The organism is Vibrio aquaticus, assembly GCF_003970385.1.
GTDB lineage: Bacteria > Pseudomonadota > Gammaproteobacteria > Enterobacterales > Vibrionaceae > Vibrio > Vibrio aquaticus.
On record NZ_RXZH01000011.1, the window covers coordinates 1 to 14,510 of the forward strand.

13 protein-coding genes and 13 tRNA genes are annotated in these 14,510 nt (G+C 46.0%); 8 read left to right on the top strand and 18 right to left on the bottom strand.

Translation table 11 applies throughout. From position 1 onward, the window contains the following. Positions 1-61 precede the first annotated feature (61 nt). The 18 genes from EJ063_RS17550 to lolB form a co-directional block, all read right to left on the bottom strand. Positions 62-136: transfer RNA gene (locus EJ063_RS17550), tRNA-Gln, on the bottom strand. A 30-nt stretch (positions 137-166) separates the two neighbouring features. Further along, positions 167-251 (bottom strand) — tRNA-Leu (locus EJ063_RS17555). 50 nt (positions 252-301) lie between these two features. Next, positions 302-376: transfer RNA gene (locus EJ063_RS17560), tRNA-Gln, on the bottom strand. 30 nt (positions 377-406) lie between these two features. Beyond that, positions 407-489 (bottom strand) — tRNA-Leu (locus tag EJ063_RS17565). Between the two features lie 68 nt (positions 490-557). Beyond that, positions 558-634 (bottom strand) — tRNA-Met (locus EJ063_RS17570). Between the two features lie 2 nt (positions 635-636). Further along, positions 637-721 (bottom strand) — tRNA-Leu (locus EJ063_RS17575). 128 nt (positions 722-849) lie between these two features. Beyond that, positions 850-924: transfer RNA gene (locus EJ063_RS17580), tRNA-Gln, on the bottom strand. Positions 925-954: 30 nt separating this feature from the next. Beyond that, a tRNA-Leu gene (locus EJ063_RS17585) sits at positions 955-1,039 on the bottom strand. Positions 1,040-1,068: 29 nt separating this feature from the next. Further along, positions 1,069-1,153: transfer RNA gene (locus tag EJ063_RS17590), tRNA-Leu, on the bottom strand. 72 nt (positions 1,154-1,225) lie between these two features. Next, positions 1,226-1,302: transfer RNA gene (locus tag EJ063_RS17595), tRNA-Met, on the bottom strand. A gap of 78 nt (positions 1,303-1,380) precedes the next feature. Then, positions 1,381-1,455, bottom strand: a tRNA-Gln gene (locus EJ063_RS17600). Between the two features lie 29 nt (positions 1,456-1,484). Then, positions 1,485-1,569, bottom strand: a tRNA-Leu gene (locus tag EJ063_RS17605). A 38-nt stretch (positions 1,570-1,607) separates the two neighbouring features. Next, a tRNA-Met gene (locus EJ063_RS17610) sits at positions 1,608-1,684 on the bottom strand. A gap of 269 nt (positions 1,685-1,953) precedes the next feature. Next, a complete protein-coding gene (gene ychF / locus EJ063_RS17615; RefSeq protein ID WP_126575622.1) occupies positions 1,954-3,045 on the bottom strand; it encodes a redox-regulated ATPase YchF in 1,092 nt (363 codons plus the stop codon). A 10-nt stretch (positions 3,046-3,055) separates the two neighbouring features. Then, positions 3,056-3,646 carry an aminoacyl-tRNA hydrolase gene (gene pth / locus EJ063_RS17620; protein ID WP_126575623.1) on the bottom strand — a complete coding sequence of 197 codons (591 nt, stop codon included), beginning with the start codon at positions 3,644-3,646 and terminating at the stop codon, positions 3,056-3,058. A gap of 151 nt (positions 3,647-3,797) precedes the next feature. Beyond that, positions 3,798-4,742 (bottom strand): ribose-phosphate pyrophosphokinase, encoded by a 945-nt coding sequence (locus EJ063_RS17625; RefSeq protein WP_126575624.1) that lies wholly within the window; start codon positions 4,740-4,742, stop codon positions 3,798-3,800. A 28-nt stretch (positions 4,743-4,770) separates the two neighbouring features. Further along, positions 4,771-5,643, bottom strand: coding sequence for a 4-(cytidine 5'-diphospho)-2-C-methyl-D-erythritol kinase (ispE, locus tag EJ063_RS17630; protein ID WP_126575625.1), 873 nt, complete (start codon positions 5,641-5,643; stop codon positions 4,771-4,773). Beyond that, positions 5,640-6,254, bottom strand: a complete 615-nt coding sequence (gene lolB / locus EJ063_RS17635) for a lipoprotein insertase outer membrane protein LolB (protein ID WP_126575626.1) — start codon at positions 6,252-6,254, stop codon at positions 5,640-5,642. The genes ispE and lolB overlap by 4 nt, the downstream gene beginning before the upstream one ends. Positions 6,255-6,414: 160 nt before the next feature. Here lolB and hemA point away from each other — a divergent pair, with 160 nt between their 5' ends. From hemA to ybaK, 8 genes are all read left to right on the top strand, one after another. Continuing rightward, positions 6,415-7,671 carry a glutamyl-tRNA reductase gene (gene hemA / locus EJ063_RS17640; protein ID WP_126575627.1) on the top strand — a complete coding sequence of 419 codons (1,257 nt, stop codon included), beginning with the start codon at positions 6,415-6,417 and terminating at the stop codon, positions 7,669-7,671. A gap of 46 nt (positions 7,672-7,717) precedes the next feature. Then, positions 7,718-8,806, top strand: a complete 1,089-nt coding sequence (gene prfA, locus EJ063_RS17645; RefSeq protein ID WP_126575628.1) for a peptide chain release factor 1 — start codon at positions 7,718-7,720, stop codon at positions 8,804-8,806. A 4-nt stretch (positions 8,807-8,810) separates the two neighbouring features. Next, the gene (gene prmC / locus EJ063_RS17650; RefSeq protein ID WP_126575629.1) at positions 8,811-9,671 is read left to right on the top strand and encodes a peptide chain release factor N(5)-glutamine methyltransferase; all 861 of its coding nucleotides are present in this window, start codon (positions 8,811-8,813) and stop codon (positions 9,669-9,671) included. 28 nt (positions 9,672-9,699) lie between these two features. Next, entirely contained in the window at positions 9,700-10,083 is a 384-nt protein-coding gene (locus EJ063_RS17655; RefSeq protein ID WP_126575630.1) for a SirB2 family protein, read from the top strand. A gap of 18 nt (positions 10,084-10,101) precedes the next feature. After that, a complete protein-coding gene (locus tag EJ063_RS17660) occupies positions 10,102-10,911 on the top strand; it encodes a SirB1 family protein (protein WP_126575631.1) in 810 nt (269 codons plus the stop codon). A gap of 44 nt (positions 10,912-10,955) precedes the next feature. After that, a complete protein-coding gene (gene kdsA, locus EJ063_RS17665; RefSeq protein WP_126575632.1) occupies positions 10,956-11,807 on the top strand; it encodes a 3-deoxy-8-phosphooctulonate synthase in 852 nt (283 codons plus the stop codon). Between the two features lie 451 nt (positions 11,808-12,258). Further along, positions 12,259-13,920: a bifunctional UDP-sugar hydrolase/5'-nucleotidase UshA gene (gene ushA / locus EJ063_RS17670; RefSeq protein ID WP_126575633.1), complete on the top strand. Its 1,662-nt coding sequence runs from the start codon at positions 12,259-12,261 to the stop codon at positions 13,918-13,920. A gap of 95 nt (positions 13,921-14,015) precedes the next feature. Beyond that, entirely contained in the window at positions 14,016-14,489 is a 474-nt protein-coding gene (gene ybaK, locus EJ063_RS17675; RefSeq protein ID WP_126575634.1) for a Cys-tRNA(Pro) deacylase, read from the top strand. The last annotated feature ends 21 nt before the right edge of the window (positions 14,490-14,510 follow it).

The following is a 14,510-nucleotide window of genomic DNA, read 5'->3' on the forward strand; positions in this document are numbered from 1 at the left end:
GCCGAACCAGGGACAATAGATGAGGCATCAAAAGATGTWTATCCACTGAACCTWTAAATAGTGGCAGGTCTACCTGGATTCGAACCAGGGAATGGCGGCATCAAAAGCCGCTGCCTTACCGCTTGGCGATAGACCTGCAGTGCTCTAAYTAAAGAGACTTAAAGAATGGTGCGGAAGGAGAGACTTGAACTCTCACACCTTGCGGCGCCAGAACCTAAATCTGGTGCGTCTACCAATTCCGCCACTTCCGCATCAATTTGTAGTCATAGCTGATAATTGGAGAATCAACTCGACGTTGTAGTGGCAGGTCTACCTGGATTCGAACCAGGGAATGGCGGCATCAAAAGCCGCTGCCTTACCGCTTGGCGATAGACCTGCAGTGCTCTAACTAAAGAGACTTAAAGAATGGTGCGGAAGGAGAGACTTGAACTCTCACACCTTGCGGCCAGAACCTAAATCTGGTGCGTCTACCAATTCCGCCACTTCCGCATCAATTTTGTAGTCACTACCGACAATTGGATAATCGATAAGACGTTGTATGTATTCCAAGAAAGGAATGGTGGCTACGACGGGATTCGAACCTGTGACCCCATCATTATGAGTGATGTGCTCTAACCAGCTGAGCTACGTAGCCAATGGTGCGGAAGGAGAGACTTGAACTCTCACACCTTGCGGCGCCAGAACCTAAATCTGGTGCGTCTACCAATTCCGCCACTTCCGCATCAATTTGTAGTCATTACTGATAATTGGAAAATCAATAAGACGTTGTATATGGCAGGCTACTTAGAGCCGAACCAGGGACAATAGACGAGGCATCAAAAGATGTTTATCCACTGAACCTTTAAATAGTGGCAGGTCTACCTGGATTCGAACCAGGGAATGGCGGCATCAAAAGCCGCTGCCTTACCGCTTGGCGATAGACCTGCAGTGCTCTAATTAAAGAGACTTCAATAATGGTGCGGAAGGAGAGACTTGAACTCTCACACCTTGCGGCGCCAGAACCTAAATCTGGTGCGTCTACCAATTCCGCCACTTCCGCAAATTATTTTTATGTAGATTGAGTCAAGATGGTGCGGAAGGAGAGACTTGAACTCTCACACCTTGCGGCGCCAGAACCTAAATCTGGTGCGTCTACCAATTCCGCCACTTCCGCATCTTGAATCTACATGGTTACTAGTTAATTGGTAAAAACTAATAACTTTATGTCTGTTTCCTAAAAAAGGAATGGTGGCTACGACGGGATTCGAACCTGTGACCCCATCATTATGAGTGATGTGCTCTAACCAGCTGAGCTACGTAGCCACTCGTGAGCGAGACAATATAAACTGTTGCGCTCTTAGTGACAAGCCATTTTTTAATTAGGCTCAACACTATAAATAGTGGCAGGTCTACCTGGATTCGAACCAGGGAATGGCGGCATCAAAAGCCGCTGCCTTACCGCTTGGCGATAGACCTGCAGGCATAGCTAAAATAGCTATAAAACATGGTGCGGAAGGAGAGACTTGAACTCTCACACCTTGCGGCGCCAGAACCTAAATCTGGTGCGTCTACCAATTCCGCCACTTCCGCATCAATTCCTAATCACTTTCAATGAAAGTATTTAGGAATGGTGGCTACGACGGGATTCGAACCTGTGACCCCATCATTATGAGTGATGTGCTCTAACCAGCTGAGCTACGTAGCCATACCATGTTTTTGTTCTCAACAATTCGTTGTCGTCTTGTTGGGAACGGGGCGCATTATGCGTAGTTGAAATAAAACCGTCAATAGTTTTTTTGAATAAATCGAGATAAACGGACTGTTCGATTTCTTTTTAAACAAAGAGGCGTGTTAATGATCGAAAACTGATAACAAAATGACGCAACTTAATGGAGTTTAGTGAAAACTAAAACGGGACATAACAAAAAGGCCAGCATTACTGCTGACCTTTTAAGTCAAAGACTTGTATAGAAATTATACGTTGAAGCGGAAGTGAACCACGTCACCATCTTTTACGATGTAGTCTTTACCTTCTAGACGCCATTTACCTGCGTCTTTCGCACCGCTTTCACCGTTGAATTCGATGAAGTCATCGTAGCCAACAACTTCTGCACGGATGAAGCCTTTTTCAAAGTCAGTGTGGATCTTGCCTGCTGCTTGTGGCGCAGTTGCACCGACAGGAATAGTCCAAGCGCGAACTTCTTTAACACCTGCTGTGAAGTAAGTGTGCAGAGTTAGTAGTTCATAACCTGAACGGATTACACGGTTTAGGCCTGGTTCTTCGATACCCATGTCCGCAAGGAACTCTTCGCGATCTTCGTCATCTAGCTCTGAAAGCTCAGATTCGATTGCTGCACATACCGCAACAACGACGTTGTTTTCTTTTTCAGCGTACTCACGCACTGCGTCAAGGTACGGGTTGTTCTCGAAACCATCTTCATTAACGTTAGCAATGTACATGGTTGGCTTTAGCGTCAAGAAGTTTAGGTAACCAACAGCGATTAGCTCTTCTTTAGACAGTTCAACAGTGCGCGCCATGCCACCTTCAGTTAGTACTGGAAGCAGTTTTTCTAGAACGGTTAGTTCAAATTTAGCATCTTTATCGCCGCCTTTCGCTTTCTTAGCGTTACGCTGGATTGCACGCTCACAAGCATCAAGGTCAGCCATTGCTAGCTCTAGGTTGATCACTTCGATGTCTTCGATTGGTGATACTTTACCTGCTACGTGTACAATGTTTTCATTTTCAAAACAGCGCACAACGTGACCGATCGCATCAGTTTCACGGATGTTTGCTAGGAATTTGTTACCTAGACCTTCACCACGAGATGCGCCAGCAACGAGACCTGCGATGTCGACGAATTCCATCGTAGTTGGCAGTACTTTCTGTGGGTTCACGATTTTCGCCAGTGCGTCTAGACGAAGATCTGGCACAGGGACTACGCCTGTGTTTGGTTCGATAGTACAGAAAGGGAAGTTTGCTGCTTCGATGCCTGCTTTAGTAAGTGCGTTAAACAGAGTTGATTTACCTACGTTTGGTAGACCAACGATGCCACATTTAAAACCCATGATAGTAACCTTATTCAGCTTTGAACGTGTGTAGACGGTTTTGTGCTTTTGATAGACCATCCTTAATCAGGATATCTAAACAACGAACAGATTCATCTGCCGCTGCATCAAGAAGCTCTTGCTCTTTTGCCGGCGCTTTGCCTAAAACAAAACCGGCTACTTTATCTTTGTGTCCCGGATGGCCAATGCCGATTCGAAGACGATAGAAATCTTTGCAATTTCCAAGTTTGCTTATGGTATCGCGAAGGCCGTTGTGACCGCCATGGCCACCACCTTTCTTAAATTTAGCAACACCCGGTGGCAAATCTAACTCATCGTGCGCAACCATGATCTCTTCTGGCTTGATTTGGTAAAACTTTGCTAAAGCAGCAATCGCTTTACCTGAAAGATTCATGAACGTTGTTGGGATAAGCAGACGAAGATCCTGACCATTGACCATGATGCGTCCAGTCAAACCAAAAAACTTCGCTTCGTTTTTCAGTGTGATGTTGTGTACACGGGCGAGTTCTTCAACAACCCAAGCACCAGCATTATGGCGAGTTCTCGCGTATTCAGGCCCTGGATTAGCTAGACCGACAAGCAATTTAATTTGTTGACTCAAGGTTAGGATCTCTCTTGGAATCTCAAAAAGCGCAGTATGATAGCACACAAATCTCACATCGGGCGAGATGCGGTTTATTTAGCAAAACTGCAGGAATAAAAAAACACCCCAAAGTGGGGTGTTTTCTAAACTCTTGCTAAAATATGTTCGATTAGCTGAACATTGCAGAGATTGATTCTTCGTTGCTAATACGACGAATTGCTTCTGCTAGCATGCGAGATAGGCTCAGAGTGGTGACCTTGCCAGTATCTGCCATTTCTTTAGACATTGTGATCGAGTCAGTCACGATAACTTGGTCTAGTACCGAGTTACCAATGTTCTGAGCAGCATTACCTGAGAATACAGCGTGAGTTGCGTAAGCGAATACACGCTTAGCACCGCGCTCTTTTAGCGCTTCAGCTGCTTTACATAGAGTGCCACCTGTATCGATCATGTCATCAACGATCACACAGTCACGACCTTCAACATCACCGATTAGGTTCATTACTTCAGACACGTTAGCGCGTGGACGACGCTTATCAACGATAGCGATATCTACGTCACCCAGTGCTTTAGCGGTTGCACGAGCACGAACAACGCCGCCTAGGTCAGGAGAAACAACAACAGGGTTCTCTAGGCCACGGTTAGCCATGTCTTCAAGAAGAACTGGTGTACCGAAGATGTTATCAACTGGTACATCGAAGAAGCCTTGAATCTGCTCTGCGTGTAGGTCGATAGTCAGAACGCGGTCAACACCAACGTTAGAAAGGAAGTCAGCAACAACTTTTGCAGTGATTGGCACACGAGCAGAACGTACACGACGGTCTTGGCGAGCGTAACCAAAGTAAGGGATAACTGCTGTAATACGGCCCGCTGAAGCGCGGCGCATTGCGTCAATCATCACTACAAGTTCCATTAGGTTGTCGTTAGTTGGTGCACAAGTAGATTGAATGATGAAAACATCACTACCACGTACGTTTTCGTTGATTTGAACAGCGACTTCGCCATCAGAAAAACGAGAAACAGTAGCATCACCAAGAGAGATGTATAGACGATCAGCAATACGTTGGGCTAGTTCAGGTGTAGCGTTACCAGCAAATAGCTTCATATCAGGCACGGTGGAAACCTCAGGGTTGCGTCCAGTTTTAAATAGATTGTGTGTGGGCTAAGCGATACTTAGCCAGTCTCTCGTACAAAGGCGAAATGTTTTTGCCTTGTGCAACAAAAGCGGAGACTGTGTCAGGCAGCTCGGCCAGCGTTGATTCGGCGTTACTTTTGCTCGAAAATTCAGCAAAAACGCACGATCCAGTGCCAGTCAATCGCGACGGCGCGTATTGTAGCAGCCAAGAAAGTTGCTTATCAACCTCTTGGTACAGCATTCGAACAATTTTTTCGCAATCGTTTCCGTAATCGCCCTCTAGAAGTGTGGCTAGCGGGCGTTTTGGCGTGTTTCTAGTCAGCTCAGGGTGAGTGAATATGTCTACGGTAGCAATTGATACATCTGGTCTGACGACGAGATACCATTTTTCTTCTGGTTCGGCTTGGGTCAGTTCTTCACCAACGCCTTCCGCAAAGGCGGAAAAACCACGGGTAAAGACAGGAACATCCGCGCCAAGAGCTAAGCCGATTTCAGCCAGTTCCTCTTCGTTTAAGTCGGTTTCCCATAAGTGGTTCAATGCAACCAGTGTTGTAGCGGCATTCGATGAGCCCCCTCCAATGCCGCCACCCATAGGCAGAATCTTATTAAGATCGATATGAGCGCCGTACTTACATTGGGACTTTTCTTGAAGCGCAGTGGCTGCTTTCCAGATCAGGTTATCTTTTAACGGAACACCAGGAATTTCCGGAGATAGGGTAATCTCACCGCTTGTATTGGCAGTAATCGTTAAATCATCACCATGATCTAAAAACTGAAATAGGGTTTGCAGTTCATGGTAGCCATTATCTCGACGGCCCGTGATGTAAAGGAATAGGTTGAGTTTGGCGGGAGAAGGCCAGTTTGTGGTTTCAGAGATCATTCGTTGAACGTCCACTTTGAAATAACAATGTTGATGGAGATATCACCCTGGGTGAGCTTGAGTCTTTTGGGTAGCGGTAGGGGCGCTCCTAAAAGTTGGACATCTTGATAGCTTTGATAATCGAGAGTCCATGTTTGGTTATTTAGCTGTTTAGTTAAAGAAGCCAACGTGTTGGTCTGGTTCAGTTGATAGTCATCGGCAAGGGTAGGGCGGCCGAGTAGCCAGTCATTTAGCTGATCTACAGGGATGTTTAATCCAGTCAGCTGTTTAATCAGCGCAGCAGCATTTGGGGCACTGAACGATTTTCCATCATAGGTTTCAACGGTAGCGATGCTTGGAGTCGCATTTAAGTTAAGTACCGTTTGGCCCAGGAAAGTACTCATTCTTAGCTGAGTCTCTTGAGGGGAATGCTGCCATTGAAAGTTAAGGGATTGGCGTTCTTGAGGGGCGATATAACCGAGTTTACCTGCGGCCCGGTAATCTTTGATGAGTGCCAATCGCTGTTGATGACTTTGCCATTCTACGTTGGTTGTGCTCTCGATAGACGCACAGCCTTGCAAAAATAGAGCAGTAACAAGGAGTAAAAAGAATGCACGAAAAGTTTTCATCATTGCCGAAGAAGTATCCAATTTTGCCCAAAGTTCGCTGTTACTATATCACTGAAATCACGAACTCTAGAAAACATATCGGGATTCCCCTTTCATTAAACGGGGTCATCAAGTAAAATTCCGTCCTTATTTGTCCATATCTGATTCAGAGAACCATCGATACATGTCTTTGCTTGCTATAGGTATCAACCATAATACGGCCTCAGTCGAACTGCGTGAAAAAGTCGCTTTTGGCCCGGAAAAGTTACCTGAAGCATTGAAACAGCTTGGTGAAAACCCGGTTGTAAATGGCAGTGTTGTCGTCTCGACTTGTAACCGCACCGAGATTTACTGCGATGTAAAAGGTGGCAGCAAAACAAAGATTGTCGAGTGGTTATCCCAATTTCATCAAGTCAGCCCTGAAGATCTCAAACCCAGTTTATACGTCCATGAAGAGCAGGCGGCGATTCGCCATCTTATGCGCGTGTCTTGTGGTTTGGATTCATTGGTGCTCGGTGAACCTCAGATTCTAGGGCAAGTGAAGCAAGCGTATTCGGATTCCCGTGAGCATAAAGCGGTGGACTCTGCGATTGAGAAGCTGTTTCAAAAAGCGTTCTCAGTGGCAAAACGTGTTCGGACTGAAACTGATATCGGTGGAAACGCAGTCTCGGTGGCTTACGCGGCGTGTACGTTAGCGAAACATATATTTGAATCCTTAGAACAATCGACCGTTCTTTTGGTCGGTGCAGGCGAGACGATAGAGCTCGTAGCAAAACACCTAGCGGCCAATGGTTGTACTAAGATGATTGTGGCTAACCGAACCAAAGAACGAGCGTTGCCTTTAGCCGAGCAGTTTGGCGCTGAGATTATTGGTTTGCCAGAGATTCCAGAGCACCTTCCTAGAGCCGATATCGTGATCAGCTCGACGGCAAGCCCGTTACCCATTATCGGTAAAGGCATGGTGGAATCGGCGTTAAAAGCGAGACGCTTCCAACCTATGTTACTGGTCGATATTGCTGTGCCGCGTGATATCGAGTCGCAGGTTGGTGAGCTTAATGACGCTTACTTATACACGGTTGATGATCTTCAATCGATCATTGATAACAACATCGAGCAGCGTAAAGTCGAAGCGATTCAAGCCGAAGCGATTGTGACGGAAGAAAGTGCCGCGTTTATGTCTTGGATGCGCTCGCTTCAAGCCGTGGACAGTATTCGAGAGTACCGTCAGACGGCCAACGACATTCGTGAAGATCTGCTCGCCAAAAGTTTACAGTCTCTTGCCGCTGGTGCTGACGCTGAAAAAGTATTGCTAGAATTGAGTAATAAGCTGACGAATAAGCTTATTCATGCTCCTACTCGTGCGTTGCAGAGCGCCGCTGAGAAGGGTGAGCCAGCCAAGCTAGCGACCATTAGACAAAGTTTAGGTCTGGACAACTCTTAGTGATAAGAGTGACAGACTTCATCAAACCCCTGAGTTAAAGAAAACTATGAAAGCCTCTATTTTAACTAAGCTAGAAACCCTGGTTGAGCGTTACGAAGAAGTTCAACACCTACTTGGCGACCCTGATGTGATTGGTGACCAAGATAAATTCCGTGCGCTATCGAAAGAGTACTCGCAGCTTGAGGAAGTGACTAAGTGTTTCCAAGCTTTCCAACAAGCTCAGGAAGACCTCGTTGCCGCTGAAGAAATGGCAAACGAAGACGATGAAGAAATGCGCGAAATGGCGCAAGAAGAGATCAAAGAAGCAAAAGAGACGATTGAACGTCTAAACGATGAGCTTCAAATTCTTCTTCTTCCTAAAGATCCAAACGATGATCGTAACTGTTTCTTAGAAATTCGTGCGGGTGCGGGTGGTGATGAAGCGGGTATCTTCGCTGGCGACCTCTTCCGTATGTACAGCAAATTCGCAGAGAAGAAAGGCTGGCGTGTTGAAGTGATGTCTTCAAACGAATCCGAGCACGGCGGTTACAAAGAGATGATCGCTAAAGTTTCTGGTGATGGTGCGTATGGTGTGCTTAAGTTTGAATCAGGCGGTCACCGCGTACAGCGTGTTCCTGCGACGGAATCTCAAGGTCGAGTTCACACCTCAGCATGTACTGTGGCGGTAATGGCGGAAATCCCAGAAGCGGAAATTCCAGAGATCAAAGCGGCAGACCTGAAAATTGATACATTCCGTGCATCAGGCGCGGGTGGTCAGCACGTTAACACCACGGATTCTGCAATCCGTATCACTCACTTGCCGACAGGTACCGTAGTAGAGTGTCAGGACGAGCGTTCACAGCACAAGAACAAAGCGAAAGCGATGGCGGTTCTTGCTGCACGTATTATCCAAGCTGAAGAAGCGAAACGTGCGGCTGAAGAGTCAGATACGCGTCGTAACCTATTAGGTTCTGGTGACCGTAGTGACCGTATTCGTACGTACAACTACCCACAAGGTCGTGTTTCTGATCACCGCATCAACTTGACGATTTACCGCCTGAACGACGTGATGGAAGGTGAGGTTTCAAGCTTGGTTGATCCTGTTATCCAAGAGCACCAAGCTGACCAGCTAGCCGCTCTAGCAGAGAACCACTAATCCAATGTCGGCTGAAAACAGTGTTGAATACACACTAAAGCAGGCCGTACAGCAACTTCAAGAGAGCGGCAGCGATTCGCCCTCTCTTGATGCGGCGGTGCTTCTTTGCCACGCACTAGACAAGCCTCGCTCGTTTCTTCTTACCTGGCCTGACAAAATACTCGACGGCGCTCAGCTTGATCAATTTGATGCGCTGTTGCAACGTCGAATTATCGGTGAGCCGGTCGCTTATATTACCGGTGAACGCGAATTTTGGTCTCTTCCGTTAAAAGTCTCTCCTTCAACGTTGATCCCTCGCCCTGATACAGAAAGGCTGGTGGAGATCGCCTTAGATAAAGCGGTTGATATACAAGGCGATATTCTTGATTTAGGCACAGGTACTGGAGCCATTGCTCTGGCACTCGCATCTGAGTTGCCTCACCGCCAAGTCACCGGAATCGATCTCAAAGAAGACGCTCAACAACTGGCTCAATCTAATGCAACATCGCTCAACCTGAACAACACCCAATTTTTAGCTGGGAGCTGGTTTGATCCTTTAGCGAGCGGAACAAAGTTTGCTTTGATTGTTTCCAATCCGCCTTATATCGAGAAAGAAGATCCGCACTTGGTGCAAGGTGATGTGCGCTTTGAACCTTTGAGCGCGTTGGTTGCTGATGAAAAAGGTTTGGCAGATATTCGACATATCGCCACACAAGCGCGAGTTTTCCTCGAAGATAGCGGGTGGTTGATGTTCGAACATGGTTTTGAACAAGGCAAACCGGTAAGAGAATTATTACAGTCACTTGGTTACGAACAAGTGGCAACCTACAAGGACTATGGCGATAACGACCGAGTTACCATCGGTCAATACTTATCATTAAAGTAAATCACCAGTGAAGTAAGAGAGAACAACAATGTACGAAGGTTTAAAGCATTTCCATTTATTGACCATCGCTATTAGTGCGACGCTGCTATCGGTTCGATTTGCAATGATGATGGCAAACTCAAATCTGCTTGAGAAAAAGTTTTTCAAAGTGTTCCCACACATCAATGACACTTTTTTGCTGTTATCGGGTGTCGGCCTTGTGTTTATTACTGGCTTTATTCCTTTTACACCTGCCGCACCTTGGCTAACTGAAAAGCTCACCTGTGTATTGGCGTACATTGCACTGGGCTTCTTTGCTCTTAAGCTAGGTAAAAATAAGCTACTGAGAACGTTTTCATTTTTTGGCGCGCTAGGCTGGCTTGCAATGGCGGGTAAAGTCGCGGTCACTAAAGTTCCGGTGTTGTTTGGTTAATGAGGATTGATAACCCACATGCTTGAGTTATTTGATGAAGACTTTGATGCCATGGAGCTTGCCGAAGGCGCTCTGGCATTGAATAAAGCAGTCAACCCTCACACACAAGTTGACTGGGCACAAGCTGAACTCGATCGTTTGGTGAATGAAGCGGAATTGGCGCTCGCTCATGAAATTAATGAAAAGCAGAGATTTGAGGCTCTGCTTCGCTTGTTCTATTACGACTGGCAGTTCCAGGGCGATAGAGACAGCTATTTCCGTTCGGAAAATGGCTTTATTGATCAAGTCTTAGAGCATCGTAAAGGCATTCCAGTCAGCCTTGGTGCTGTGTTGTTATTCATTGCCCGTAAGCTTGGCTTCCCATTATCAGGTGTTACTTTTCCAACTCAATTTTTACTTAAGCTAGAGTGGTATGGTGAAAAGCCGATCTATATCAACCCGTTTGACGGGGAGCTGGTCTCTGAACATACCTTGCGAGCATGGTTGATTGGTCATAAAGGCCCGCTTGCTAAATTGGAGTCAAAACATCTAGAGCCGACGGATAACCCTACTGTGATAGGACGTTGGTTAGCCCTATTGAAAAGTGCTCTACTGCGTGAAGAGCGCTATACTTTGGCTCTAAAGTGCACCGATCTAGCGTTAACCTTTGTGCCAGATGACCCGTATGAAATTCGCGACCGTGGCTTTATTTACCAGCAGCTCGATTGCCATCAAATTGCACTTAGTGATTATCAGTTCTTTATCGATCAATGCCCAGATGATCCGGCGGCTGAATTGTTAAAGAATCAAGTGAACGCCATGAGTCAGACTCTGGTGACCTTACATTAAGCCCATCTCATTTGAGTTGGGTTAGACAAAATAGAGAGAAGAAAATGGAACAGAAAATTGTTCACGTTGGTGATATTCCAGTAGCGAACGACAAGCCATTCACGCTGTTTGCTGGTATGAACGTACTTGAGTCTCGCGATCTTGCAATGCAGATTTGTGAGCACTACGTAAAAGTAACGGAAAAGCTAGGTATCCCTTACGTATTCAAGGCGTCTTTCGATAAAGCGAACCGCAGCTCTGTTCATTCTTACCGTGGTCCAGGTCTTGAAGAAGGCATGAAAATCTTCCAAGAACTGAAAGACACGTTCGGCGTAAAAATCATTACTGATGTGCACACTGAAGCGCAAGCTCAGCCAGTAGCTGACGTTGTAGACGTTATTCAATTACCAGCATTCCTAGCGCGTCAAACAGACCTTGTTGAAGCAATGGCTAAGACGGGCGCTGTGATCAACGTGAAAAAACCTCAGTTCATGAGCCCAGGCCAAGTGGGCAACATCGTTGATAAATTCAGTGAATGTGGCAACGAAAATATCATTCTTTGTGAGCGCGGCTCATGCCTTGGTTACGATAACCTAGTGGTTGATATGCTTGGTTTCGGCGTGATGAAAAAAGCGTCAAACGGCAGCCCAATCATTTTCGATGTAACGCACTCTCTTCAGATGCGTGACCCATCAGGCGCGGCTTCAGGCGGCCGTCGTGAGCAAACGGTAGAGCTTGCTAAAGCAGGTCTAGCAACAGGTATTGCTGGTCTATTTATTGAAGCGCACCCGAACCCAGATCAAGCTCGTTGTGACGGACCATCGGCACTGCCTCTAGACAAACTAGAGCCGTTCCTTGCACAAATGAAAGCCCTAGATGATCTGATCAAAGGCTTCGACCAGATCGATATCAAATAAGCGTATTTAATGATCTTTAAGCCGGCATTGAGTCGGCTTTTTTTGTGCCTGAATATAATGATTTGGCTAAACGAAATGAATCGAATCGAACTTGATTTGTTATGTTATATCATAACGATAAGACATTGAAATTACGATGAATTTCTCTGTCGTTATCATAATCTGTTGAATGGTTAACCAAACTCACAAATCACTCAAAAGCACATGAAAACGTTTGCCTGTGATCATTTATTAACTCATGTGTAATTTTGATGGTTTGTTACACATTTGGTATGGGATTAAGGTGATCTATCCGACATAAATATGAAATCACCCTGTCAGGTTATTTAGGTTAATTTAAACTAGTTCAAGTTTTACTACTCTCTAACTGCGTTTTTTCTCGCGTATGTCTATTCATAGAGGGTCGTTTTAAAAGCAGTGGAAACCCCCAAAAAGTTCAAAAGGTATGACAATGAAGCAAGGCCTGATCGTAAAAAGCGCAATTAGCGCAGCAATCCTGGCAACTCTAGCTGGTTGTGCAACAGCACCTCAGCAGGAGTGGGAAGCAGATAAAACTTACAAGCTGACAGTTCTTCACACTAACGACCACCACGGTCGCTTCTGGCAGAATAAATATGGCGAGTACGGCATGGCTGCTCGTAAGACGCTAATTGACGAACTGCGTGCTGAAATCGCAGCGGAAGGTGGTAGCTCACTACTTCTTTCTGGTGGTGACATCAACACAGGTGTTCCAGAGTCAGACCTTCAAGATGCTGAACCAGATTTCAAAGGTATGAGCAAAATTGGTTACGATGCTATGGCACTAGGTAACCACGAGTTCGACAACCCTCTTGAAGTGCTAATGAAGCAGAAAGAGTGGGCAAACTTCCCAATGCTATCAGCAAACATCTATGACAAAGAGACTGGCGAGCGTATGTTCCAGGCTTACGAGATGTTTGACCTACAAGGCATCAAAGTTGCGGTTATCGGTCTAACAACAGAAGACACGCAGAAAATCGGTAACCCAGAGTTTATCGGTGGTATCGACTTCCGTGACCCGAAAGAAGAAGCAAAGAAACTGATTGCTGAACTTGAAAAGACTGAAAACCCAGACCTTATCTTCGCGGTAACTCACATGGGTCACTACGAAAATGGTCAGCGTGGTGTAAATGCGCCGGGTGATGTTGCCCTTGCTCGTTACCTAGACGAAGGCTCGCTAGATATGATCGTTGGTGGTCACTCTCAAGAGCCAGTATGTATGGAAGCGCCAAACGTTGTTAAGAAAAACTTCAAGCCTTCTGACGAATGTAAGCCTGACCTGCAAAACGGCACTTACATTGTTCAAGCACACGAATGGGGTAAATACGTAGGTCGTGCAGATTACGAATTCCGTAACGGCGAACTAGAAATGGTAAGCTACGATCTGATCCCAGTAAACTTGAAGAAGAAAGTTAAGATTGACGGTAAGAAACAACGTGTTCTTATTGAAGACGAAATCAAGCAAGATGAAGCGCTACTCGAGTTCCTACGTCCTTACCAAGAGCAAGGTCAAGCGCAACTGGACGTTAAGATCTCTGAGACTAACGGTAAGCTAGAAGGTGATCGTAACGTTGTTCGTTTCCAACAAACGAACCTAGGCCGTCTAATTGCCACGTCTCATATGGAACGCGCGCAAGCAGATTTCGCAGTAATGAACTCTGGTGGTGTTCGTGACTCTATTGAAGCGGGTGATGTCACTTACAAAGATGTACTGACAGTACAACCATTTGCAAACATCCTGACTTACACAGACATGTCTGGTAAAGAAGTTCTGGATTACCTAAACGTTGTTGCAACTAAGCCTGTTGACTCTGGTGCTTACGCTCAGTTTGCTGGTATTTCAATGACGGTAGCAAACGGTGAAGTCTCTAACGTATTCATCGGCGGTAAACAGCTTCGTCTAGACGAGACTTACCGTTTCACTGTACCAAGCTTCAACGCTGCTGGTGGTGACGGTTACCCTAAATTGTCTGGCCACCCTGGTTTCGTTAATACTGGCTTCGTAGATGCAGAAGTACTTAAAGAGTACCTAGAAGCAAACAGCCCAATTGACGTTAACAAATACGCACCATCTGGTGAGATTGTTTACAAGTAAGTTGACTCAAACTTATAAATCTCTTTAAGCTAAAGCGCGACTCTTCGGAGTGGCGCTTTTTTTATTCCCTTTGCTTAAAGAAATCAGGAGGGAGCATGACTCCTGCAATTAATCTCGCTAAGAAGAAAAAAATTTCTCATACCATTCATCAGTATGAACACGACCCGAGGGCTGACAGCTATGGCCTAGAGGCAGCGGAAGTGTTAGGTCAAGATCCGGCCAAAGTATTTAAAACGCTTTTGTTCAGCCTAAATGGTGAGCCAAAGAACCTAGCAGTAGCGATTATCCCTGTTGATCAGAAACTGAACCTCAAGCAAGCTGCTAAAGCTGCCAAGGCGAAGAAAGCAGAAATGGCGAATCCAGATATTGCGCAAAAGACGACGGGGTATGTGGTTGGTGGAATCAGTCCGCTAGGTCAAAAGAAAGCGTTGCCTACTTTTATTCACCGTAGTGCAGAAGACAAGCAAACCATCTGTGTCAGTGCGGGTAAGCGTGGTTTGGAGATTGAGCTGGCGCCACAAGATTTAGCGATGCTGACTCGTGGGCAGTTTGCGGAGCTGTGTCTGTAACATTCTCAGTCATTCCATAGA